The following is a 22,366-nucleotide window of genomic DNA, read 5'->3' as shown; positions in this document are numbered from 1 at the left end:
GTTCAGAGCGGACTCTGAGCTTGAAGCCCTATTAAAAGCAAAAGCCTTACCCTTTTAAATACGGCGAAAGGTCGCCAAAATATGTCAGGTCCAGCTTATGCATTGCCCGGGTGCAGGCAATATACAGCATGCTCCGATCCATTTCCGTCCGATAGGTGAAAGCATCTGCGAATGGGACGATTACCTGATCGAATTCCAATCCTTTCGCCATGTGGGCCGTTGTCACTGTCACACCGTCCTGAAACTCCGTGCTGCTGAAACTCAATAAACTGACTTTGGGAAATTGATCCTTAATCTGTCCGTATAGCTCAGCCGCCTGTTTTTGCGTCTTGCAGATGATCCCCAGGGACTGGTAATTGGACCCGGCAAATTGTGAAATTTTCTTTTTAAGCTGGCGAAATTGGGTATCCGCGGAGGAACATTTCCCGACAGTCGGTTCTTCCCCGTGCCGCTCGATAGAGATCAATTGATCGTTCCGCTTCAGCTTTTGAGCAAAATTCATGATCTCGGTCGTGGAGCGGTAGCTCTTACAGAGCTCCACACAATCGGCATCTTGGTAAATGCTCCTGATTGCTTCCATCGTCGACGAACTATAAGGATTGACCGACTGGCTGGCATCACCCAAAATCGTCATTTTGCAGTGGTACAGTTTCGCCAGGACTTCGTATTGTATTGGCGTATAATCCTGCATTTCATCAATCAATACATGCTTGATTCGCCGGTAATCCCCTTCGGCCCCCTCAAAGAATATTTTTACATAAACATAAGGAAAGACGTCGGCAAATTCCAAAGTGTTTTTTCGCTTAAACTGAAAAAGCCCCGGCTTTTCGATCGTATGGAAGAAATGACAATAGAGAGACAGAGTATCCTGAAATTCAAACATTTTCATGATAGCCGCTTTCACCTGTATCGTGGTTGCCGCTTTGATTTTCTTTCCCATCTCATTTTTGCTTCTGGTGATAATATTAGCAGCCATTTTTTCGAGGCGCTGCCTGACCGGCAGCCTCTTCATCGCTTCATAGCCTTTTTGCAGCTCTTCTTTACCGACGGCAATCGAGCCGATATTGAGGTCGGTTGGACGGAAGTATTCTGTATCCGCATGTCCCAAAAAGGATTTGAGCGAATTCACGAAATCTGCCGACGCTTTATACTGGATGCGACCAATCAGTTCTTTGTCAGGGTTATCAACTAAGTCGGATACTTGCTCTTCAAAAGTCTGAAATTTTATCCTGCCTGTGATCTCCTTACCCGCGATTTCTTCGAATCCGATATCGGCGATTTCTTCCTCTCCAAGTTCCGGCAGGACATTGGAGATATAATCACCGAAAACTTTGTTCGGAGAAATAATCAGTATGTCTTTTGAAGTCAGCGTGTCTTTAAAGCGATAAAGCAGGAAGGCCACCCGATGCAGGGCGATGGAGGTTTTGCCGGAGCCCGCCACACCCTGTATGATCAATACCCTCGACTGTTCATTCCGGATAATGGCGTTTTGCTCCCTTTGAATGGTTGCAACGATATTTTTCATATGTTCGCTGGAGGTCTGGCTCAATTCTTTTTGCAGAACCTCGTCGTCGATATTGAGGGAACTTTCGATCATGTATTCCATCTGGCCGCCTTTGACTTTATACTGCCGTTTTAGAGTGATTCTCCCCTCCATTTTCCCTGCCGGCGCTATATAATAGGCGGGTCCGGCCTCAAAGTCGTAGAACAAGCTGGAAACTGGGGCCCGCCAATCATAAATCAATATTTTATTTCCGCTTTCTTCCGCAAAGTTATGAATCCCGATATAAAAAGTGTTTTCATTGTTTTTTCCATCCCTGATAAAATCGACCCTTCCGAAGTAGGGCGAGTCGATCAGCTTGGAGAGTTTTTGCCTTTGTAGAATCGCGTTTTCACCGAAAGTGATCGCGTTATTCACAGCAATCCGGTTGTCCGCTTTTTCCACTGAGTCAAGCTGGGAAAGATTTTCCCAGATATATTTTTTCTTTTCACGGATTTCGTGAGCCTGGTTTGTAATCTTATCATCTATATCTTGAAACGCTTTTCTAAGCTTAATTAGTATCATTTCAAGATAACGCTGCTCTTCGGCTTCACTTTGATTGAACATTCAATAGCCCCCTTCGCAACTTAAATTATAGAGATTTTTTCAAGAAAGTATAGACTTTTTCTTCGTGACAAGGTATATTATTTTAATGGTATACCCCAGAGGTTGGTTGTGACATTCGCCTAATTCCTCCTTTGATTTATGTCGCGAATGCACAACGAGGGACCGTGATTCAAATCATATAAAAACTCAGATCATGATAATGTAATCTAAATTTCTTTTACTGGTGGATTATTGTGCTTAATCAAAACCACGCGTTGAACGCGCGGTATGCACAAGCCCCTGAAAAGGCATATTACAGGCAAGCGTCCCACAAAACCTCCTTTTGTTCTTTCATGCGGTTGGCAGACCTGCATCTATTCTAACAAAAGGAGATTTTCTTGCATCTAAAGATTTTTTATGCTCACAGCATAGCTGGCAGTTGTTATTCGCTAAAGCTACAACGCAAAAGCAGACTGACATATCATCAGCCTGCTTTTGTCGTTATGACCACTCGAGGATCATTACGCATGGTGTGGGTGACAGGACACTTGAAACCGAAAATTCTATTTCAGTACAATGTGGTGAACGTTAACAAATGGCGGTGTTATGCAGTTTTTTGCAATTTTTATTTCGCCAGCTTTGGTAGTCAAAGGCCGGTTTTTGCAGGCATAAACCCCAAATAAACCCCAAGGTCCAGACAGGACTGTTTAAATAACAGTACGATCACAGGCGACTGAGACTTTAATTTCAACCGCCCTTTCCATATTGCCTATTATCCATATAGGCATTAACGATGATGGGAATTTTTCAAATTAGTTCCTACACTCTTTTTCCTAAAGACCGAAATAACAGTGAAAATTGAATAGGCAGCAGAAGCCAGAAGAAAGATAAGAGTTTGCACGTCAAAGGTCAGTTCTTTGTTTGCAATCTTGATTGCAAAGATGACATAAACTAAGATGCAGTAAAAGATAAATGGAAACCCTTTCGCTATGCGCCATCGACTGATCAGTGCTTTTTTCATCTCGTTGACACAAACATTTTTGATTTTGATGTTATGACCTTTAATGTTTCCCCATTCGTAATAATTTCCTTTTTTTCCACCTTTATCATATTCGCACAGGAATAGCTCGGCTTTCAAACTCGCGCCCTTATCATTGTTTACGACGAAGTTGATTGTGCAAGAAGCAAAATCATCATCATATCCCAAATTTCCCTTTGTCATATTCTTTAGATGTATAAAAATGTAAACTAAATTTAATATATTAAGCCACCAATACCAATGAAGGATAAAAGAATCCTTTGTGATCGTTATTTTATGATCGCCATTCTCCAGCATCAAACAGGTAGCGGACTTCGTGTTATTGGTTTGAAGGTTGATGGGAACGCCATCAACCTTTAGTAAAATTGGAGTCTTTGCGTTGTGGAAACATTCAATATCAAGATTGCACATAAAGGCTTTACCTCGTTCACACTGTGATATACCCATCCCAGTTGCCATCAGCCATGTCGAATGCCATTGATATTATTCCACCCCAAGAAGTCATACTTGAAGTAAATGAAATCAAATTGTTGACTGCATCTCTCGCTAATTTATTGATCAGAGCATCTTCACCCATGCTTTTCCCAAATTGGACGGAGACTTTAGCAAAATTCCACATTACCTTTCGCATCAACGTTAATGCTGGATTATAAAATCCCCTAACGAACACAGGAATCACCTTGCTTGTGATTAAATTTATTGCAAGTTTTTTAATGAAAGGATTTCGTGCAAGTGCATAAATAGTACCACTAAACGAAAGATACCCAGCCATCATTGCGGCATTCAAAGCAGCGAACGCGACATCTAATGCTGTACCCACAAACCATGCAGGGATTCTTAAATTTCCATTTGGGTCACTATTCACAACGGGGTTATTTCCGCAATACGCGAACAGGTTTGCCCCAAGCACATCTCCCTGTGTTGCCCCTAAGACGCTGACATCATCCGCGTTGATGAACCTTCCTGTTTCCGGGTCATAGTAGCGGCTGTTGAGGTAATAAAGCCCGGTTTCGGAATCATAGTAGTAACCGCGATACCGGAAGGGGTTTTGCACGCCGATGGTGTCCGCTTCATCCCCTGTAACACTGAGCAGCTTGCCCCAGGCGTCATACTCGTACTCCACCAGCAATTTGTATTCGCCGTTTTCGACTCCGGCGATTCCGGTGATAGAGATAACAGTATTAGATGTTTTGTATAAGTGAAACCAGTCCTTGCTTTTAATAAAAAGGGTACTGCACCATCAGGATGATAGTACTGTAGTATTTTTGTGTTCTATTTAGCACCTTTCAAATTTTCTTCAACACTCCTTTTCTTGAATACCGAAATTAAAGCGTATACAGAATAAATAGCAGAAAACAGAATATAAATAAAAATTGGAATGTTGGATGCTAATTCACTGTTAACCATCTTGATGGCTAAAGCTATATAAGTTAAGATACAGTAAAAAGGAATAGGAAATCCTTTTGAAATGCGCCATCTTTTTATTAAGATTTTTTCCATCCTATTAGTCTTTATAGACTTAATATTAACATTTTTGCCTTTTATATTACTAAATTTAAAATAGTCCCCCTGTTTTCCATTTTTGTTGTGTTCTTGAGAAATTAGTTCAGCTTTTAAACTCATATCCTTGTTATTGGTGACAGTGAAATGAACTGTACAAGAGGCGAAATCATCGTCATACCCCAAATTTCCTTTTGTTACATTTTTCAGAAACAAAAGCACATAAATTGGATTAAAGATGTTTAACCACCAATACCAATGATTCAGAAATGAATCTTTGGTAAATGTTATTTCATGATTTCCATTTTCTAAAATTAAGTTAATAAATGATTTGCTCTTTTTATCATCCTTAAATTCGACCATATCATCATCAATTTTTAGCAAAATAGTAATTCCTATTTTATGATAACATTCAATTTTCATATTACCCATAATACCTTACCTCGTTTAAACCGTAACGTATCCATCCCAATTTCCATCTGCCATATCAAAAGCCATTGATATTATCCCACCCCAAGATAACATACTTGTAACAAATGAAGCTAAATGATTCATCGCGCCGTTTTTCAATGAATTTACTAGGAAATCAATTCCCTTACCTTTACCCAGTTGAAATGTCACCCCGGCAATCCTCCACATTACCTTTCGCATCAGTGTTAATGCTGGATTATAAAAGCCCCTGACAAACACGGGAATTACTTTATCCGTAATTAGATTTATTGCAAGTTTCTTTGTAAATGGGTTTCTTGCAAGGGCATAGATCGTTCCACTAAAAGAAAGATATCCCGCCATCATCGCGGAGTTTAGAGCAAGAAACAATACGTCCAATGACGTACCAACAATCCAAGCTGGAATAGAAAGATATCCATCCGGATCACTATTCATCACAGGATTATTCTCGCAATATGCAAATAAGTTTGTTCCAAGTACATCACCCTGGGATGACTGCAAAGTTTCGGCATCATCCGCGCTGATGAATCTCCCGGTCTGTGGGTCATAGTAGCGGCTGTTGAGGTAGTAGAGTCCCGTCTCGTTGTCGTAGTAGTAACTGCGATAACGGAACGGGTTTTGCACCCCAAGCGTGTCCGCCTTTTCTCCGGTGGTGCTGAGCAGCTTGCCCCAAACATCATAGTCATACTCCACCAGCAGCCTGTATTCGCCGTTGTCGACTCCGGCGATTCCGGTGATGTCGCCCTGCGCGTTTTTGGTATAGTAGTAGGCGTCGTCCCCGGAGGTGAAGCCGACCGGCGTCCCGTCGCTGTCGTACTGGAACCACATGACGTCGTCGCCGCTGCGCTGGGCCAGAATCCTGCCGTTCTCCGTAAAGTAATCGGTGATCGTTCCGTCGACGACCTTTTGAGTGCGGATTCCGCTGTCGTCATAAGTATAGCTCGCATGATGATTATTTGCAACGGCTGAAACCAACTCCCGACCTTCCCAGGTAAAGGACATCCCGTTCCGATAGGTCAGTGGGTTTCCGATGCCGTCATAGGTGATTCCCTGACCGTTGTAGCCGGTCAGCAGGTCCTTCCAGTCGGAGTCCCCATAGGCATAGGAGGTGCTCCCGGTGGAAGCCCCAAGGGTCCCCGTGGTGTAAGCGTGGGAGCTTGTCCCGGTGATGTTTCCACCTCCGTCATAGCTGTAAGTCGTGCTGACGCTGTTCTTCTGGTCGTCCACGCGGACGAGCTGGTTCAACTGGTCGTAGGTATACCGGGTTTCGTTCCCGTCCTGATCCGTTACCGTCCTAATATTTTCATTGTTGTCATAGGTATAATTATATTGGGAAAGTTCGGTTGCCGTGCCGCCATCCGAAGGGGCTGTGGCATTTGTATAATCGGCGATGAGGGAAGACGTCCTGTTATTGGAGCTGTCCGGGACGCTGACATAAGTGCGCTGAGCTGTAAGATAAGGCATAAGCGGCGCGGGGGAATGAATGGAGGTTTCTATTTCACGGTTCAGCGAATCGTAAGCGTGCGAAACGACGTCGCCCGTCGACAGATTCGTAACGCCTTTCAGGTTATCGTTGCCGTAGGTGTAGCCGGTCGAAACATTCTGATCGTCAAACACATACGATTCGCCGTTCGGGCGGTTCTTATCGTCATAGCTGTATTCGATTGTGTCGCCGCTGGAAGATTCCCTTTTGATCAGGTAATTGCTGGGGTCATAGGAATAGGTGGTGGTCAATCCTCCGTAGACCGTTTGATCCGTTACCTTGGCGAGATTTCCACGGGCGTCGTAGAGATAAAGATAAGCGGTCGCGCCGTTTTTCGTAACGGAGGTCACGCGGTCCTGCGAGTCGTAATTGTATCCCCATACAAAATCGCCGGAGTTATTCTTATACTTTAACGAAAGAAGATTCCCGTTTCCGGAAGCAAAGATTTTGGTGAGAAGGTTTCTTGAGCCTGCATTAAATATTGTCGCGTTTCCGTAACCGTCATGATCGATGGTATAATTGAATCCGTTATGCGTGATCTGCGTCAGACGGCCCGCAGCATCGTATCCGTATCGATTTTGGACCGTCTGGCTCCCATTCGCAGCGGAGACGCCGGTCAGCTGTTTAAGGGAATCATAAGAATAAGTGATTTGGGTCCCATCGGTGCCGTCTTCTTTTTGGGGACCTTCAACCGATGTGAGCAATCCGGTTGTCGAATTTACGTTATATGCGGTTGCTTTTCCGCGCTCGTCCGTGCTGGAAGCCACATAGTTTCCGGTCGAATCATAGGCTTGAGAGGTTTCAAGGAAAGACCCGCCGGCCAATGCTCCGCCGCTGACGGTTCCGGTTTTCGTATCTGTGACATTCCCATAGTCATCATGCGAGTAGACGCTGCCCAGCGAGGTTTGGGAGGAGCGTCCGGATGCCCGTTCCCGCCATAAGTGTAAACGCCTCCGGTATCGTCCGGCTGGATGGCAGTCGTTACCTCGTTATTCTGATATGTATAGGTAGCGGAACCCTGATTGACTTGAGTGGTCTTTGTCAGGTTCCCATTGCTGTTGTATTCGTTGGTCGTTTTCGACAGATCAAAATTCAGGGTCAATCTTTTAAATAATGCGGTATTTGAGTTATTGTAATAAATGATGTCATAGGTTACTTTGGTAATGGTCTTTCCCTGATGTTGGCTGGACGCAGAAATTGGCCCACTGTTATATTGTATCCCGCTGGTATCCGGATTAAAGTTGATATACTGCCATTCGTGGGTCCCGTCCGAATAAAAGAGTCCGAGATCAATCGCATAATAGCGTCCGGAAGTTGAGCTGTCACCTAAGGGGACAGAATCAGCCTCAGATTCGCCGGATACGGAAAATGTTACCTGGCTGGCGGGCTTATTGATGGAAACATCCTGATAAATATTTTTGGCAATCGCTGTTCCTCCGTTAATCTGAAGCCAACCGTTGGACACGCCGTCACCCGAAGCAAAATTTGTTGTTCCCCAGCTTGTGGGCTGGTAGCTTTCATTGTAATAATTGAAATCCCCGTTTTCCAGCATGTTGTAGGTGTTGGCAGCACTTCCAATTTCCAGTTGGAGACAGTCAAACCAGGCGGTCCCGTTCGCATAGCTCAAACCGCCGTATACCTCTACCCGGGTTGCGTTTGTCGGAACCGTAAAGGTCACAGAAAGCCTTTGCCATTCGTTTCCTGTCGATTTGGAAATTCCCTTACTCTCGGCTACAGGTCCGGCACCGTTACCATTGCTATCGAAAAAAGCAACATATAGGCAGGCTCCGTTGCCTCCGCTTGTGTCTGTAGCCTTTACGTATGAGGACAGCGTATAAACCGTACCCGGCGTCAAGTTGGTCAGCTTCTGCATGGCGCCGCTGCGCGTTGGGTTTGTCACATTCTGAGATATTTTCAGCGACTTCGTGCCAAGTTCGAGGTGTTGACAAAGTTCCAAAAGGAGAGGCAAAAATGGTATAATGTAGGCAAAGAAAAAGCAGTGGGATGTGTTTGGGAATGCTGACGGAGCGAGACGGGATACAGATAAAAATGCATTGTGTCACCCTTGAGGACCTGGTGCCGCAGGAGCACTTTTTGCGCAAGCTGGAAAACGCCGTGGATTTCAGCTTCATCTACGACGAGGTTCGGGATTTGTACTGCCCGGATAACGGCAGGCCCGGAATCGATCCGGTAGTGCTGGTAAAATATCTACTGGTGGGATATCTGTACGGTATCGAATCGGAGCGTCGCATTGAGCAGGAGATTCAGGTGAATATGGCCTACCGGTGGTTCCTGGGGTTGGATTTGGATGATCGGGTGCCCGATCATTCTACAATTTCCCAGAATCGGCGCAGACGGTTTCATGGAAAAGAGGTGACCGTCACCTGTTTGAACATATTTTGCATCTATGCATGGAAAAGGGATTGGTGGATGGAAAGATCATTCTGACGGATTCCACGCATGTAAAAGCGAATGCCTCATTTAAGGCGAATACAAAAGTACTGGCCCAGCGCGAGACAACGGACTATATGGAACGGCTGGATCAGTATGAAGTGGAGGAACGTGCGCGGCTGGAGTCATCCGGCGCCATCAAGCCGCAGCGCGCGGGGCGTGAGAAAAAGGAAAGCGAAAAGGTGCAAAAGACGGTCAGCACCACCGATCCGGACGCTGAAATGCTGCAGCGGCCCGGAAAACCGGAAGGAATGCATTACCTGGATCATCAAAGCGTGGATGCCGCTCACGGAATTGTGGTGGATGTGGCAGTGACACCGGGAAATGTGAACGATTCGGAGCCATACCTGGGACGCATTGAATACATGCGGAAGCATTTGGGACTGGATATTCAAGCAGCCGGCGCGGATAGCGCCTATGGCACCAGCATGATTTACCGGGCGATGGACGATATGGGCATCTGGCTGTACACGCCCGCAGCAACGGGCGGGGCAACCTACAAGGTGGAGTTCAGGCGCGAGAATTTTCAGTATGATGCGGAAAAGGACTGCTTTATTTGCCCTGCTGGAAAACAACTGACCCTGCGGAATCTTGAGAGGGAGCACTACAACGTCTGCCGGGTATACAGAGCCGAAAAGAAAAACTGCCGGGCCTCCCGATGCTAAGCAAGTGTGTAAGTGGCAGCCATCAAAGCCGCGCGATCCGAAAGAATATTTTTGAGGAATCCGTAAAAAAGCAGCGGGACACGGATGGTACATTCACCCACAAACATATCCTGAGTCTGCGCCAGATTTGGTGTGAGGGCAGCTTTGCGGCCCAGAAATGGATGCACAACTTAAGACGTCTGTTCAGACGGGGAATCGAGGCGGCGGAAGATCACTGCCTCTTGTCGGCAACCGCCTTAAACCTAAAGCGCATGGTTAAGTGCCTGGGATAAGTCCCAAGGCGCTTCTTTTTTTGCCTGTTCCCCCTGGATTTCTCATGGCTTCGTCCCGAATGATGGGGTTTGTCAACACCTCGAACTTGGCCCGAAGTGTGGAGCAAGATTAGAGGGCAGCACCGGCTATGGTGCTGCCCTTTGGTGTTTCCCCACGGGACACGGGGAGGCTTAAAAATATTTACATAGCTATGGGAAGGAGACAGTATGCCGGAAGGATCAGAAGCAGAGCAATATACCTATCAGGTCGACAAAATCAACTTTGTTGTGACTCCGGTATATAAAGACCGAGGCGAAACAATCGCGGCGATTCTGTTAAAGCTCATGGAAGCTGATACAGAACGGGTTTGTGCGGCGGCGACATCCTTAACACGGGCGGACGGAAGCGGTATACTATAAGTGTAAATACTGCTTGTTTGACTGCCGGAAAGGAGGCTGTCTTGAAACAGTCAAACAATAAGAAGCACAACATGGATACCGCCGCTCTGTACTGCCGTTTGAGCCGCGACGATAATCTTGATTGCGAATCCAACAGCATCACGAACCAGAAAGCCATTCTGAAAAAAGTGGCGAAGGAAAAAGGGTACGAGGATATTCAGTTTTTCGTTGAAATAATAGTTCCCTATATGATACGGCTTCGTTTCCGGGATTTCGTTAAAGAATGTAAAAACCTTTTGATTTACAGACTTTCTCACACCGAGGGGTGTGCAAAGGTCTTATTTTTTGCCTACGAATTTACGGTCTACAGTTTCGAGGGCAGTCAAAGGGGTGTACAACTATTGAATTTTGCACACCCTTATAACGATAAAACCGTCCCGTAACGATTTATAATACGGTTCGTTATGAGGGTGTGCATGTTGTGAATTGTATTAAATAATGTCCACTGAATAAAGGCTGATTTTTCCGGGGCACCCAACCATCGCACCAGAAGAGCAAGCAGCCGCAGCGGGGTACGCTAAATCTTCCTTAGTTCAGCACCAGAACGGACATGGCAAGTACGTGGGCGGCAATCTCCCGTAGCTTGGCGGTCACCAGCCCCAGGCCGCACTCCCTGCAAAACCGCAAATTCTCCTGGTTCCGGTAGATTTTATCCGACAGAATCCGGCTGGGGTAATGCCCATCCCGTTCCCGGAACCGCTCCGCTATCGCCGGCAGATTACCGACCTCGTTGTAGGCATCAAAGGGAAAGTAGTCCAGCCGGGTCCATCCATCCACGACGCTGATGTCCAGCTTTGTCCAGAATTCCACCGGTTTTCCCGCCTTGCCCCGAACAATCGGCCGCACAAACGGTTGGCTGACGCTGACGATGCGATCCCAGGACCGAGTGACAGCAGCGGTCGTACATGGCTTGTGGCGCGTTTGCGGTAGGTGCTTCTTGCCGTCGGACGGATCATGCAGGCGCCCAGCGGTTGTCTTCCTTCAGATGCATGCCCACCGGCTACTGAAAGTCCGACAGGCTGAGTTGTCCGTTGTCATAACGATACATACCATCCTCCAAATTTCCCAATATGGCCAAGCACAAAATTATCAACTGACTTTAAAGTCTTGACTTTAGACTAATAATAGTTTATAATTAGTCTAAACTTAAATAGATTGGAGTGCCAAGTCATTATGACAGATTCATATATTTACCTTGATACGTATTTGCTGCAACAAGATATGCGGGTACGAATGCCGAAAGCGATTTTGTCAAATATGGGCGTAGAAAAAGGGAAAACCAAGTTTGATATTTATTTTGATTCAAGAGAAAATACCTTGGTTTTCCGTATACATAGCGATAACAATAAGGGAGCAACCCAAAATGGTAGATAAGTTGACGGCAGTATCCTTATTCACTGGAGCAGGGGGAATGGACATAGGATTTGAAAGATCAGGCATTAAAGTGGTATTTGCAAATGAATTAATGCGTGAAGCAGCCGCGACATATAACGCAAACCATTTAGCTGGCATCATGGTTAATGATGACATAAATAATATGCTTGATTCAATGGGGCAGTTTCAGGGCGCTGATATTGTCTTTGGTGGTCCTCCTTGCCAAGGTTTCTCAGTGGCGGGTAAAATGAATCCTGATGATGATCGCAGCAAGTTAATTTTTACATTCCTTGACGTTGTTGAAAAAGTTCGCCCTAAAGCCTTTGTTATGGAAAATGTTAAAGCACTTGGTGCATTAAAAAAGTGGGAACCGATGCGTATAAAATACATGAAGCGAGTCCATGCGTTAGGATATAACTGTGCACCATTTATACTTAATGCCATTGAATATGGGGTTTCACAAAAGCGAGAAAGAGTATTTTTTATTGGGATAAGAGACAATAACGATCCAGCCTTCGAATACAGTATGGATAATCTTCTTTTACAACAAAGAAGTCATGCTCAGACAGTGCGTACATTATTACAATCGTTAGGCCGTGCAGGGACGCAGCAAAATCCCAATACCTGCACAGCTAAAATCACCTTTGCCACAAATCCAGTGATGCGAAAATCACCATATGCTGGTATGTATTTTAATGGACAAGGTAGGCCCATAAATGTTGATGATTATGCTAACACCCTGCCTGCTTCAATGGGTGGGAACAAAACTCCATTTTTGGATGAAGAATATCTCTATGGTAATGCACCAAGCGATTGGGTCGTTGATTACCATATGGGACTAATCAAGGGTACCATTATGCCAGAATTTAAGGAAGCGCCAAAACGGTTAAGAAGAATCACAATTAAAGAAGCTGCAAGGATACAATCTTTCCCAGATGATTACATATTTTGCGGAAATAATAGTACTGTTTATACGCAAATCGGCAATGCTGTTCCCTGCAAATTGGCAGAAGCAGTAGCGAAAGCTGTTATGGCTTATCTGGAACAAGAAATACCCACAGACTAATTTGCGCAGGATTTTTATAGAAATTCTATAACGAACGATACCATTAGTTATAAGTGGGCTGATGGTATCGTTTATTTTACTGCATGAAGTTTCTTCCAAAGTTTTTTAACTTTTTCTGAAGTGTTAACGTCGTTAATATAAGAGTTTAGATTTGAATAGAATCCAATTCTGCCTTCTTTTGTCATTCTTTGAAGTTCGTTGGCGATCCACTCATAAATGTCCCAATAATAATATATCATATCTTGATATGCATAGCTTCCAAGGTAGCCATAAAGTCCACTTGGCTTCATCCCAATCGGACAATCTTCTTTGCGGCAAATAACAATTACCTCATGAATATCTGTCTCATTTGTCTTATTATAAATAGAAACGCAATCGTAAGAATCCCTGATTCTTGCTAAATCAAAGCGCTTAACTGTGATTTCATATACTTTCCGGATTACTCCTTCAGGTATTTCCTCGTTAATGTCACCAGGTTTTTTGCTTGTTGTGCTTGTTACAGACGCACGATCGTCCTCACCAGTAACTATAACGCCAGTATGCAGAAATGTGTGGTAATTTTTGAGTAAGTACGCCGCTATCTTTTGAGGAGTGTTTCCCGCGTCCGGGGTTTTTGTGATTAATTCATAGCATAAACGATAAAGAAACTCAGGGTCAGATGTGGGATTAATAGTTACCGCCAAGGTCTCAATACTATTGGAATAAGCAACAAGTCTACGGAGAAGTGATGTTCCCACGTCATTGATACGAATTTCTTTGTCTGGGCCATCGGTCTCCATGTAATTTACAAGTTTGACAACTTCCGTTGCAACATCTGAGGGTCTGCGTTGAGCTGCCCATGTCATGTCCAAACCCACGGTAGCTTTTGCGACATTTAATGGTCCAGATTTTCGGTGAGGGATTTCCTTATCAATAAAAAATTCTTTAATAGGTCCCTCATAAATTGCTCGTGGATTGCAGTTGTATAGACTGGTAGAGGCTTTATAAGTGGGGTCAAGGCGCATTCCGATAATTACCACAAGAAGGATTTCTCTAAAACCCCAAGCTGTGGTAGAAAACAGTTTTTCCAAAGATTTCTTATATTTTGACTCATCAATTTCAACACTGGCATCTGTTGCTCTTTCATAAAGCGAATCAAGGATTTTTCGTACACGTTCATTTCTTGCATCTTTTGCACTCATTTTGTCTTGCTCCTTTTATTTGAAGAGGTGAAATTCTTCGTTTGTTATCTCCGCATCTAACGCTCTGTAACAAAATCGAGATGCGATTGAAGAATACGGTTTCCATTTTTTGCATTTTATTTCAATTGCTTTTGCATCGCAGTCATGTGTCTTATACATCCAACGGTACACTTGAAGAAACGCACCGTCTTCAAAAGGCAGAATATCTTGTCGATTAAGGACGAACATCAGATACATTTTGGCAGTCCAACTACCAATACCTCTAATTTTTGTTAGGGCTTTTATGACTTCCTCATCTGGCAGATTTCGCAGTTTCGCAAAATCAAGTGTCTTGTCAGTAATAGCATCTGTAATATTCCTTATGTATTCAACCTTGGCGTTAGAGGTTCCAATCACACGAATCTCATCATCGCTAAGTGTCCTAATTCGCTCTGGTGTGATGTCTCCATTGCACAAGTTTTCTAAACGACCATATATTTTTTGCCCTGCTTTTACAGATAACATCTGTTCAATAATCTCATGAATAAGAAAAGGGTATGTATCTTCTTCATGAGGGACATAGCTGATGGGGCCAACCATGCTTATAACCTTTGCCAGACGCTTATCCTTCCTGCACAGATATTGAACGGAAGGGGTGTTCATATCGAGCGTAACCACATTTGACACGATTTCACCTCCTCGTCAATCCCTCACCGTCTCCATAATATCCTCCAGAGTACAGTCCATAGCCTCGCAGATTTTCAGCAAAACATCCGTGGTGATGTTTGCACCTTTACTCAGCTTGGCGATGGATGCTGAACTCACACCGGTCTTCTCTGCAAGATCACGTTTATTCATATTTTGGTCAATTAACATTTTCCATAACTTATTGTAACTTATACGCATTGTTTGCCTCCTGCTATTAAGTGTAAAAACAACTTTGAGAGAGGTTATTGATCCTCGGGGTTATAGACTTCGTTTAAAAAGCCATATCTCCCTTCTTCTTTGTTTCTGGTAAACCGAATAACGTGGACATTTTCCACCTCTTTTTCGGAAGGAACAAAAGGCATCCGTTTTGTCTGTTCAATAATAATTACCTGACGTTCATGAGCATGAGCGATAAGGTATTTAATAAAATTATGCTTAATGGTATCGCTTTGCTCTTTATGTTCTGCTTCAGATAACTGCGTTAAGGAAGAATCAACAGCATAGAATCCGGGAGCAGGACGGCCTCGCTCAATGAGATAGGAACTCATCGCAAGTGTAGTAATCGTGTTCAATATTCCACAAAAGCCGCCACCCATTGAAACTGATTTTTTATATCCGCCCAATTCAATATCAAAGTTCTCCATGCTGAGCCTTGCTGTATCCGCTCCGCCAATTTTAGAAGCTTGTAAAATCTCCCTTAGTTTTTCTTCAAAACCGTGGACAATATCATAATCGTAGTCCTCAAATACATTGTATTTCGAAGGCTCTGGTGTTTCCTCGGTTTCCCTGTTGAATAATTCACTTCTATATTGGGATTCACTCTGTCGAATAACATCTAACTCGCCTGAAAGACGTATAGTCTTTAGATGCTGCTCAAGGTTTTCTTTGAATGCAGATAATTTTGGCTGCAATTCTTCGGTAATCAAAATGTCGATAGCATCCTTCTTTTTTTCTAATGTACGAATTGTTTCCATAATGGCTTTCTGCTGGTGTTGCACGCTTTGTTGTGCATCACTCAGTTCTGACAGATGCTGTTTGATTTTTTCGAGTTCGGCAGCAGAAGCATCGATAAAACTGATGTCCTGTATTCGCTCAGTTTCTTCGCCACAGATAGGGCATTTAACCTTTTGGCGTATAGGTGTAATACTTGCCGCGCCATCAACGATAAAGCCAATCCGTCTTATATCAGATTGGTACTGTTGACGCAAAATAGCAAAATTATGTTCTACGGTTTTTGACTCAGAGAGTTTACTGTTCCACTCATATATCTGCGACATGAGTTGCTGGCTTTCCTGCGTGGCGGCGTCGATCTGTGCCTGAAGTTCAGCAATTTCTTTTTTGGCGTGTTCGACACTTGTGTAAGGGCTTATTTTATTTGAGAAAGAGAGCGTTTCTTCCAGCTTTTCTCGTTGTGCTGATAGCTCGTATATCTTCTCCCGAATATACCCAATGAGGGCCTTTTTCTTGGCCTCGCTGATTTTAGGATCCTCTACGGCTGATAGTCCGTTTGCATCCTTCCCGGTTAAGAGATACAGCAAAACTGCAGCGGATGCCGTATGCCCCATACTACCCGGAGCCAATAACGCAGAACTTTCTCTGGCAACATCGTTCTGCCGGATAAAGAACAGGTGAAGCATACTCCGCCAAGTCAATTCCTGGGTTTTAGAACCATCTTCTGCAGACCGTACAGAATGTGGCTCAGTAATGCCAAGCAATTGAAGGTAAACGGAATTGATATTCTTTTTTGCAGTATGTCCTACGCTGTATTGGCCATGATCAACAGTCGGATCCGTACCGCTAACGGCAATTTTTGTATCACCAATCTTACGTTCAAAAACAACTATGCCCTCGTTTGTTTTTAAATGGAGAGCGATTCGTTCATAACCATAGTTGTTATCAACAATTTTGGACGGGCGATTTTTCCTCGGAGTAAAACCAAACATATAATCCAGACAATCCATAACCAGACTTTTCCCAGTATTGGATGGCCCCAAAATAAAATTTAAACCGGGTTTAAAATCAATGACCGTTGCATGGTGTCCTCCGCCGGACACAATGAGTTTTTCAATATGGAATCTATTCATGTCCGACCTCCTTTAGAGACTGGATAGTGAGCCTGTTGATTTCTTGCAACATTGATTCGGCGTTTGCATTATCAAACCTGTTAACTACGGCCTGAACAGCAATAATGTATTCTTCCGCATAATCGTTGGTCAGCGTATCACAGAGATTTCTTCCGGATTCAGTAATAGAATACCTGTATCCAGTTGAAGCAAGTTGCAAATGGATATATCCATCCAGCACAAGATTTTTTAGGGCAGAAGAAACTATGTACCTTCTTGCAGGATATTCGCTGAATCTGTAATTACTGTATCCATGCAGATTTTCGTCAAGCAGTCCGAAATCTGCTGCATAGACAGAAATAAAATCAATCGCTCCGATCTGTTGCTCATCTAACTTCAAAGAAGGTAGCTCGTTCAACATCAGAAGGATACGGAGAGATATTTCAAAGGTAGATCCAAGAGCCGATTCATTCATTATTTCTTTCTTCTCCTTATCCATTTCAGTTTTCCGTCATTTACAAGATGGTGGCAGACGCCTTTTTTGATTTTTCCACTTATCCAGTATGGCGAAGTACTGAGTATGTAGTTAGTAACAGGGACAATAATCGCCTGTTCCATTACGGCAAGCATACACTCATAACCATTCGGGTGTATGCGCCTTGCAGTATCTTTTACCCCAGCAAAAGTTTCATCCTTTAGTACATCAAATTGACCTGTTAGTTTGCCGTTTCCCAGTTCTAACACACCACGACGGATACTTTCGGCAGCATAAAAATCAATACGACGGTCATCTAAATCATCTGAGTAATCAGGATAAGAAGAAAGGTTGTCCAAAGAAAAATCACTTATACCTTCAGCATCACCGTATGCCTGACATAACTCACTAATATATGTTTGCTCATCTTGAGTCGCTATCCTTGGAACCGGCACATTCGCCGGACGGGGTAGCGATTTTATTTTTTCCTCGATATCATCAATCAATTTCAAATCAATCTCTGACTCTTGTTTGGCTTGGGATGTGGGGGAATTTCTAATGATATCCAGTATTGTGCTCTCTAACAAATCGGTACAAGCAGTGGACGGATCATCACTTGCAAAGCCGAGGTTGTTCAACCAGGACACAACATTATCATAAGAGTCAGACTCATCCATCCGCTCCCATATCCAATTTGAGAACTTGCTTTTGTCACGGTGGTCGTAAAGGTACTGTGCGTCCTTTGGTTGAATCGTGCGGTCACCTTTTATGTAGCGGTATTTCGTGTCGGATTTTCGCTTCAGTATTTTACAGGAGTCCATAGCGGCATCCGTCACAAAATTTCCTACAAGTTCTGTGAAGTAATCATACTCGGATTTGCCAAATGAAATGAATGGCGAAAGGCCTAAAGCATATTCCGAAAACGTCATGCCCTATTTACCTCCTGTCTGAAAAGTTGCCTCTGTCCGAGAGTGTCCGAGAGCGTCCATCCAGTCCGCTTTTCAAAAAGGCGGTTTTGCTAAACTGATGTATGTAAGGCAGAGCGGTAGGAATCACGGAAAACTTCGGCACATGAATTTCGATGTGGATATAGTATACAAAATATTATATCACATTAGAAAACGGATTTCTACATTTTCAAAAAATTTTATGATGCGAACGCATATGAAATTCTGCGAAAGTAAAAAACAGCTTTCTCTTACATCTATAAATTCTCTTAGTCCGAATAGCGCTATAAGGACGGAGGGATGCATAAGAGTTCGGAACGCAGCGATAACGGCTGTGTTTGGAACGAAGATGCTCCCACCGTAGTTTCGTGCGCCTTTTTTTCGGCTAACGGAGCCTGTGGTCATCTTCGGCCGCAGGCTCTTTTTGTGTCCCTCCGTACCGCTCGGACGGAAAGGACACTGCAATGAAGAGCAACGATTCAAAAAAACGCAAAAGCAACTACAACCGCAACCGTACCTGTTACCTGTCCTCGGACGGAAAATATTACTGTTACGAGGCTTGGGATCCAGACGCTAAACGCATGGTTACGCAAAAGCTGGAGGTTGGCAAAAACCTGTCGCTGGAATTGACGCTTATCCTCGATTCGGCAGACCATGACATGGATTTGAATGACCGTTACCAGGACGAGCTGTGCGATCCCCTGTTTGATGCCAAGGTCAGCAGCTACATAACGGATCCAAATAACGAGGATGCGGTCGATCCCTGGGACACGCTTGCCGATACGAGCGGCAGCCCGGAAGATGTTCTGTTCGCCGAGCCGGAGCCGGAGAATCCTCAGACAGAACAAGTGCGCCACATCATTGACGAGGAATGCACCGAATCCCAGCAGGATTTCTTCTTCGAGCATTTCGGCAAGGGTACGCAGCTTGAGGAGATGCGCCAGGCTGAAGCCGAGCAGACAGGCAAGCTGCCGTCCTCGGCGGCAATGACCAACCGCAAAAACAAAATTATTGATAAGGTCGCCAAATCCTTCGGTGTGGAGCGTGTGAAACGCCATGCTTACCCGAAAAAGGACTGAGCCGTGAACGGCGGCAGATACGGCGGTCGGAGTCCTCCCCGGCCGCCCCCCTCTTAAGGGGGATTGAATTTCTCGGCAGTGAGTGAGGACGGAAATACATTCATCCTCCTCAGCAAGGCCAATCAGGGACAGGAGGACCAATACATGAAAATACAACACAAAGTACGAATCAATATTGCCGACAGGAACGGCAATAAAAAGGAAGTTTTGCAGAGCGAACATATCAGCCTGCCGAAAAGGCTGCTCACCTTTCTTTTCGGGGAATTTTGCGAAATCCTCGTGCTGAAGCCGGGCAAAACCGTGCAGGGCATTGAGATCAAGGAGTTAGGCTCCCCGCAAAAAGGAGTTTGCACAGATAAGCGGGGTGAGCGAAATGCCTGAGAACATGGAACTGATGATGCCGATTAAGGCCGCTCCGTATGAGCACCAAAAGAAAGCCTTTGCTTTTGCCTGCAACCAGTTCGGCGTGTTTGACGATCATCTCAAAAGCCGCGGCACGGCTCTGCTGATGGAAATGGGTACCGGCAAGACAATCGTAAGCGTTGCCGTGGCGGGCTGTATGTACCAGTACGGCAAGGTCAACCGGGTGCTTGTCGTCGCGCCGCTTTCCATCCTCGGGGTTTGGGAGGAGGAATTTGAGAAATTCGCTGACTTCCCATATTCCATGACCATTCTCAAGGGTACGTCGGCGAAGAAAAAGGAGCAGCTGACCAAGCTGCCGGACGAGGGCTTGCAGGTCGTGGTCGTGAATTACGAATCGGCGTGGCGGCTCGAAAAAGAACTGCTGGCATACAACGCCGACCTGGTGATTGCGGACGAGGCGCACAAATTGAAGGAGAACCGCACTTCCCAGAGCAAGGGAATGCATCACATCGGCGATAAGGCGAAATACAAGCTGCTCCTTACGGGAACGGTTATCACGAACCGCGAACTGGATGTGTTCTCGCAGTACCGTTTCCTAAATCCTCAGATATTCGGCACATCGTTTTATTCTTTCCGCAACCAGTATTTTGATATGGGCGGCTACGGCAACCACACGCCTGTCTTCCGTAAATGGATGACCGAGGATTTCCTGCGGAAGCTCCACTCAGTCGCGTTCCGCGTGACGAAAGCGGAGTGCCTTGATCTTCCGGCAATCACCGAGGAAGTCCGTACTGTTGCTCTGGAGAGGGATGCCGCCAAATTATATGACAGCATTGAGAATGAAAGCTATGCGGAACTGGACGAGTCGGAGGTTACCACAGCGAACATCCTCACCAGGCTCCTGCGCCTGTCTCAAATTACAGGCGGGCATTTGACCGACGACGATGGTGTGGTCAATACCGTGAGCAGGGCAAAACTTGATGCACTTTCCGACATCATTGATTCCTGTCTGGCTGAGGATAAAAAGCTTGTCATTATGGCTCGTTTCGTACCGGAACTGGACGATATTCAGGAACTTCTCGAAAAGAAAAAGATCGGCTATGCCGTGGTTCGCGGCGGCGTGAAAGATCGTGACAGTGAAATTCATCGTTTTCAATATGACAATAAGTGCCGTGTGTTCTTGGGGCAGATTGCGGCGGCTGGATTGGGCATCACGCTCACGGCGGCATCCACGATGGCCTTTTATTCCCTTGATTATTCAATGGCGAATTTTGAACAGGCGAAGGCCCGCATCCATAGGGCCGGGCAAAAAGAAAACTGCCATTACATCTATCTCGTATGCCGGAATACAGTCGACCGCAAGGTGCTGTACGCGCTGCGTAAAAAAATGGACCTCGCAAAAATGCTGGTTGACGATTACCGCAAGGGCAGAAATCCCTTTAAAAACTGACCTTTCACTTAAGGGGGTTGAATTTCCCGGTAGGAAGTGAAAGGAGGTAGTCACCGATGGAGAACACAAAAATCTTTGAAATGGCTGACAGGCTCAAGTCTCTGCAGGAACAGAAGAAAGATCTCGAAACGCAGACCAAGGCTCTGGGCGCGGAGATCGCCGAACTGGACGAGCAGCTTTCCGATGCCATGATAGAAGCCGAACTTGACCGTTTCTCCCGTAACGGCAGCACGTTCTATTTGAAAAGCAGATTGTTCGCGTCTCTGGTATCCGGCCGCAGGGATGAGATGCTGCAGGCTTTGAAAGAGAATGGCTACGGCAGTCTGGTCGTGGAAACGGTCAACGCAAACACACTCGCATCCTTCATCAAGGAACAGCGGGAAGCCACGGGCGAAGAAGTTCCGGCATGGCTCGGCGATACCGTCAGCACTTACGAAAAAGTGTCGGTCGGAATCCGCAAATCGTAACAGCGCCGATTCAATGCGCCCATGCTTGAATCGCAACTTATTTCATTTGATTAGGAGGACATAGATTATGTCAGATAAGAAGAACACGGAAATCGCAGTGAACAAGGGTTTCGCTGCTCTTGCAAACAGAGATGTACTGAACGAAGCGATGGCGGACGATTGCCAGGGGCTTGAGTTTTCCTTCGACCGCGTTAAGCTGCCAGCCGGCGGCGGCACGGCATTTGAGATCCCCTCCGCTGAAGGGGATGAATCGGAAATGGCAAAGGACATCACCGGCGTTATCGTCTACAACCATCCCGCCTTTGCCTACTACCATGACAAGTACACAGGCGGAAACAATCCGCCGGACTGCGGATCCTTTGACGGCGTAACAGGCATCGGTACGCCCGGCGGGGACTGCCAGAACTGCCCGTATAACAAGTTCGGAAGCGGCGAGGGTCAGAGCAAGCTGTGCAAAAACAAGCGTATGCTCTACATCCTGCGCGAGGGAGAACTGTTCCCCATCACGCTCTCCCTGCCGACCGGCTCGCTCAAATCCTTTACGCATTATGTAAAGAGCCAGCTTTCCCGCGGACGCAAACTGAACCAGGTCGTCACGAAAATCACGCTGAAGAAAGCAACCAACGCATCCGGCATCGCATTTTCTCAAGCGGTCTTTGCCTTCGAACGCATGCTGAGTGCGGAGGAACGCTCTGCTGTTGAGGGCGTATCGGATACGGTCAAAGCATACGCTGCAAACCTCTCGCCGGCATCCTTTATTGACGAGGAGCCACAGGTCGATGCCGAAACGGGAGAAATTATCGAACCGTTAAAGTAAGCAGCACAAATAC

The 22,366-nt window shown here is 45.4% G+C and carries 25 protein-coding genes; 12 read left to right on the top strand and 13 right to left on the bottom strand.

The genetic code is table 11. From position 1 onward, the window contains the following. Positions 1-46 precede the first annotated feature (46 nt). The 6 genes from VA597_RS01835 to VA597_RS01810 form a co-directional block, all read right to left on the bottom strand. The gene (locus tag VA597_RS01835; RefSeq protein ID WP_128741368.1) at positions 47-2,107 is read right to left on the bottom strand and encodes a HelD family protein; all 2,061 of its coding nucleotides are present in this window, start codon (positions 2,105-2,107) and stop codon (positions 47-49) included. A gap of 766 nt (positions 2,108-2,873) precedes the next feature. Further along, positions 2,874-3,536 (bottom strand): hypothetical protein, encoded by a 663-nt coding sequence (locus VA597_RS01830; RefSeq protein ID WP_128741367.1) that lies wholly within the window; start codon positions 3,534-3,536, stop codon positions 2,874-2,876. 16 nt (positions 3,537-3,552) lie between these two features. Further along, a complete protein-coding gene (locus VA597_RS01825; RefSeq protein ID WP_243112730.1) occupies positions 3,553-4,248 on the bottom strand; it encodes an RHS repeat-associated core domain-containing protein in 696 nt (231 codons plus the stop codon). 149 nt (positions 4,249-4,397) lie between these two features. After that, a complete protein-coding gene (locus tag VA597_RS01820; RefSeq protein ID WP_128741365.1) occupies positions 4,398-5,057 on the bottom strand; it encodes a hypothetical protein in 660 nt (219 codons plus the stop codon). A gap of 15 nt (positions 5,058-5,072) precedes the next feature. Further along, on the bottom strand, positions 5,073-7,262 hold the full coding sequence (locus VA597_RS01815) for an RHS repeat-associated core domain-containing protein (RefSeq protein WP_326975012.1): 2,190 nt from the start codon (positions 7,260-7,262) through the stop codon (positions 5,073-5,075). Positions 7,263-7,276: 14 nt separating this feature from the next. Further along, positions 7,277-8,515 carry a carbohydrate binding domain-containing protein gene (locus VA597_RS01810; protein WP_326975646.1) on the bottom strand — a complete coding sequence of 413 codons (1,239 nt, stop codon included), beginning with the start codon at positions 8,513-8,515 and terminating at the stop codon, positions 7,277-7,279. A 59-nt stretch (positions 8,516-8,574) separates the two neighbouring features. Here VA597_RS01810 and VA597_RS01805 point away from each other — a divergent pair, with 59 nt between their 5' ends. From VA597_RS01805 to VA597_RS01785, 5 genes are all read left to right on the top strand, one after another. Then, on the top strand, positions 8,575-9,006 hold the full coding sequence (locus VA597_RS01805; RefSeq protein ID WP_243112504.1) for a transposase: 432 nt from the start codon (positions 8,575-8,577) through the stop codon (positions 9,004-9,006). Beyond that, positions 8,970-9,674, top strand: a complete 705-nt coding sequence (locus tag VA597_RS01800; protein ID WP_326975011.1) for a hypothetical protein — start codon at positions 8,970-8,972, stop codon at positions 9,672-9,674. The genes VA597_RS01805 and VA597_RS01800 overlap by 37 nt, the downstream gene beginning before the upstream one ends. Further along, positions 9,668-9,946 carry a transposase gene (locus VA597_RS01795; protein ID WP_243112582.1) on the top strand — a complete coding sequence of 93 codons (279 nt, stop codon included), beginning with the start codon at positions 9,668-9,670 and terminating at the stop codon, positions 9,944-9,946. Before VA597_RS01800 ends, VA597_RS01795 begins: the two co-directional genes overlap by 7 nt. Before the next feature lie 207 nt (positions 9,947-10,153). Further along, positions 10,154-10,345 carry a hypothetical protein gene (locus tag VA597_RS01790; protein ID WP_128741362.1) on the top strand — a complete coding sequence of 64 codons (192 nt, stop codon included), beginning with the start codon at positions 10,154-10,156 and terminating at the stop codon, positions 10,343-10,345. 41 nt (positions 10,346-10,386) lie between these two features. Beyond that, a complete protein-coding gene (locus VA597_RS01785) occupies positions 10,387-10,767 on the top strand; it encodes a hypothetical protein (RefSeq protein ID WP_326975010.1) in 381 nt (126 codons plus the stop codon). A gap of 145 nt (positions 10,768-10,912) precedes the next feature. Here VA597_RS01785 and VA597_RS01780 read toward each other — a convergent pair whose 3' ends face one another. Continuing rightward, the gene (locus VA597_RS01780) at positions 10,913-11,194 is read right to left on the bottom strand and encodes a hypothetical protein (protein WP_326975009.1); all 282 of its coding nucleotides are present in this window, start codon (positions 11,192-11,194) and stop codon (positions 10,913-10,915) included. A 363-nt stretch (positions 11,195-11,557) separates the two neighbouring features. Between VA597_RS01780 and VA597_RS01775 the strand changes: the two genes are divergently transcribed. After that, positions 11,558-11,758: an AbrB/MazE/SpoVT family DNA-binding domain-containing protein gene (locus VA597_RS01775; protein WP_326975008.1), complete on the top strand. Its 201-nt coding sequence runs from the start codon at positions 11,558-11,560 to the stop codon at positions 11,756-11,758. Then, on the top strand, positions 11,748-12,824 hold the full coding sequence (locus VA597_RS01770) for a DNA cytosine methyltransferase (protein WP_326975007.1): 1,077 nt from the start codon (positions 11,748-11,750) through the stop codon (positions 12,822-12,824). The genes VA597_RS01775 and VA597_RS01770 overlap by 11 nt, the downstream gene beginning before the upstream one ends. A 71-nt stretch (positions 12,825-12,895) precedes the next feature. Here the strand turns inward: VA597_RS01770 and VA597_RS01765 are convergent, their stop codons facing one another. From VA597_RS01765 to VA597_RS01740, 6 genes are read right to left on the bottom strand one after another with little or no spacing between them, the layout of a single operon-like run. Further along, entirely contained in the window at positions 12,896-14,005 is a 1,110-nt protein-coding gene (locus VA597_RS01765; protein WP_326975006.1) for a hypothetical protein, read from the bottom strand. A gap of 15 nt (positions 14,006-14,020) precedes the next feature. Then, complete coding sequence (locus tag VA597_RS01760; protein ID WP_326975005.1) at positions 14,021-14,671, bottom strand: DNA-3-methyladenine glycosylase family protein; 651 nt, start codon at positions 14,669-14,671, stop codon at positions 14,021-14,023. 15 nt (positions 14,672-14,686) lie between these two features. After that, complete coding sequence (locus VA597_RS01755; protein ID WP_326975004.1) at positions 14,687-14,890, bottom strand: helix-turn-helix domain-containing protein; 204 nt, start codon at positions 14,888-14,890, stop codon at positions 14,687-14,689. A 44-nt stretch (positions 14,891-14,934) separates the two neighbouring features. Continuing rightward, positions 14,935-16,776, bottom strand: a complete 1,842-nt coding sequence (locus tag VA597_RS01750; RefSeq protein ID WP_326975003.1) for an AAA family ATPase — start codon at positions 16,774-16,776, stop codon at positions 14,935-14,937. Continuing rightward, the gene (locus VA597_RS01745; RefSeq protein WP_326975002.1) at positions 16,769-17,254 is read right to left on the bottom strand and encodes an ABC-three component system middle component 2; all 486 of its coding nucleotides are present in this window, start codon (positions 17,252-17,254) and stop codon (positions 16,769-16,771) included. Before VA597_RS01745 ends, VA597_RS01750 begins: the two co-directional genes overlap by 8 nt. Continuing rightward, positions 17,230-18,159 (bottom strand): ABC-three component system protein, encoded by a 930-nt coding sequence (locus tag VA597_RS01740; protein ID WP_326975001.1) that lies wholly within the window; start codon positions 18,157-18,159, stop codon positions 17,230-17,232. Before VA597_RS01740 ends, VA597_RS01745 begins: the two co-directional genes overlap by 25 nt. A 482-nt stretch (positions 18,160-18,641) precedes the next feature. Here VA597_RS01740 and VA597_RS01735 point away from each other — a divergent pair, with 482 nt between their 5' ends. From VA597_RS01735 to VA597_RS01715, 5 genes are all read left to right on the top strand, one after another. Further along, a complete protein-coding gene (locus VA597_RS01735; protein WP_326975000.1) occupies positions 18,642-19,256 on the top strand; it encodes a hypothetical protein in 615 nt (204 codons plus the stop codon). A gap of 144 nt (positions 19,257-19,400) precedes the next feature. Beyond that, a complete protein-coding gene (locus VA597_RS01730) occupies positions 19,401-19,637 on the top strand; it encodes a hypothetical protein (RefSeq protein WP_326974999.1) in 237 nt (78 codons plus the stop codon). After that, positions 19,630-21,069: a DEAD/DEAH box helicase gene (locus VA597_RS01725; RefSeq protein WP_326974998.1), complete on the top strand. Its 1,440-nt coding sequence runs from the start codon at positions 19,630-19,632 to the stop codon at positions 21,067-21,069. The genes VA597_RS01730 and VA597_RS01725 overlap by 8 nt, the downstream gene beginning before the upstream one ends. A gap of 56 nt (positions 21,070-21,125) precedes the next feature. Beyond that, positions 21,126-21,536, top strand: a complete 411-nt coding sequence (locus tag VA597_RS01720; protein ID WP_326974997.1) for a gp33 family protein — start codon at positions 21,126-21,128, stop codon at positions 21,534-21,536. 67 nt (positions 21,537-21,603) lie between these two features. Then, positions 21,604-22,353, top strand: a complete 750-nt coding sequence (locus VA597_RS01715; RefSeq protein WP_326974996.1) for a hypothetical protein — start codon at positions 21,604-21,606, stop codon at positions 22,351-22,353. The last annotated feature ends 13 nt before the right edge of the window (positions 22,354-22,366 follow it).

Origin of the sequence: Caproicibacter sp. BJN0012, from assembly GCF_035986805.1 — a bacterium.
Classification (GTDB): Bacteria; Bacillota; Clostridia; order Oscillospirales; family Acutalibacteraceae; genus Caproicibacter.
This window is presented reverse-complemented; position numbering and strand designations above follow the sequence as displayed.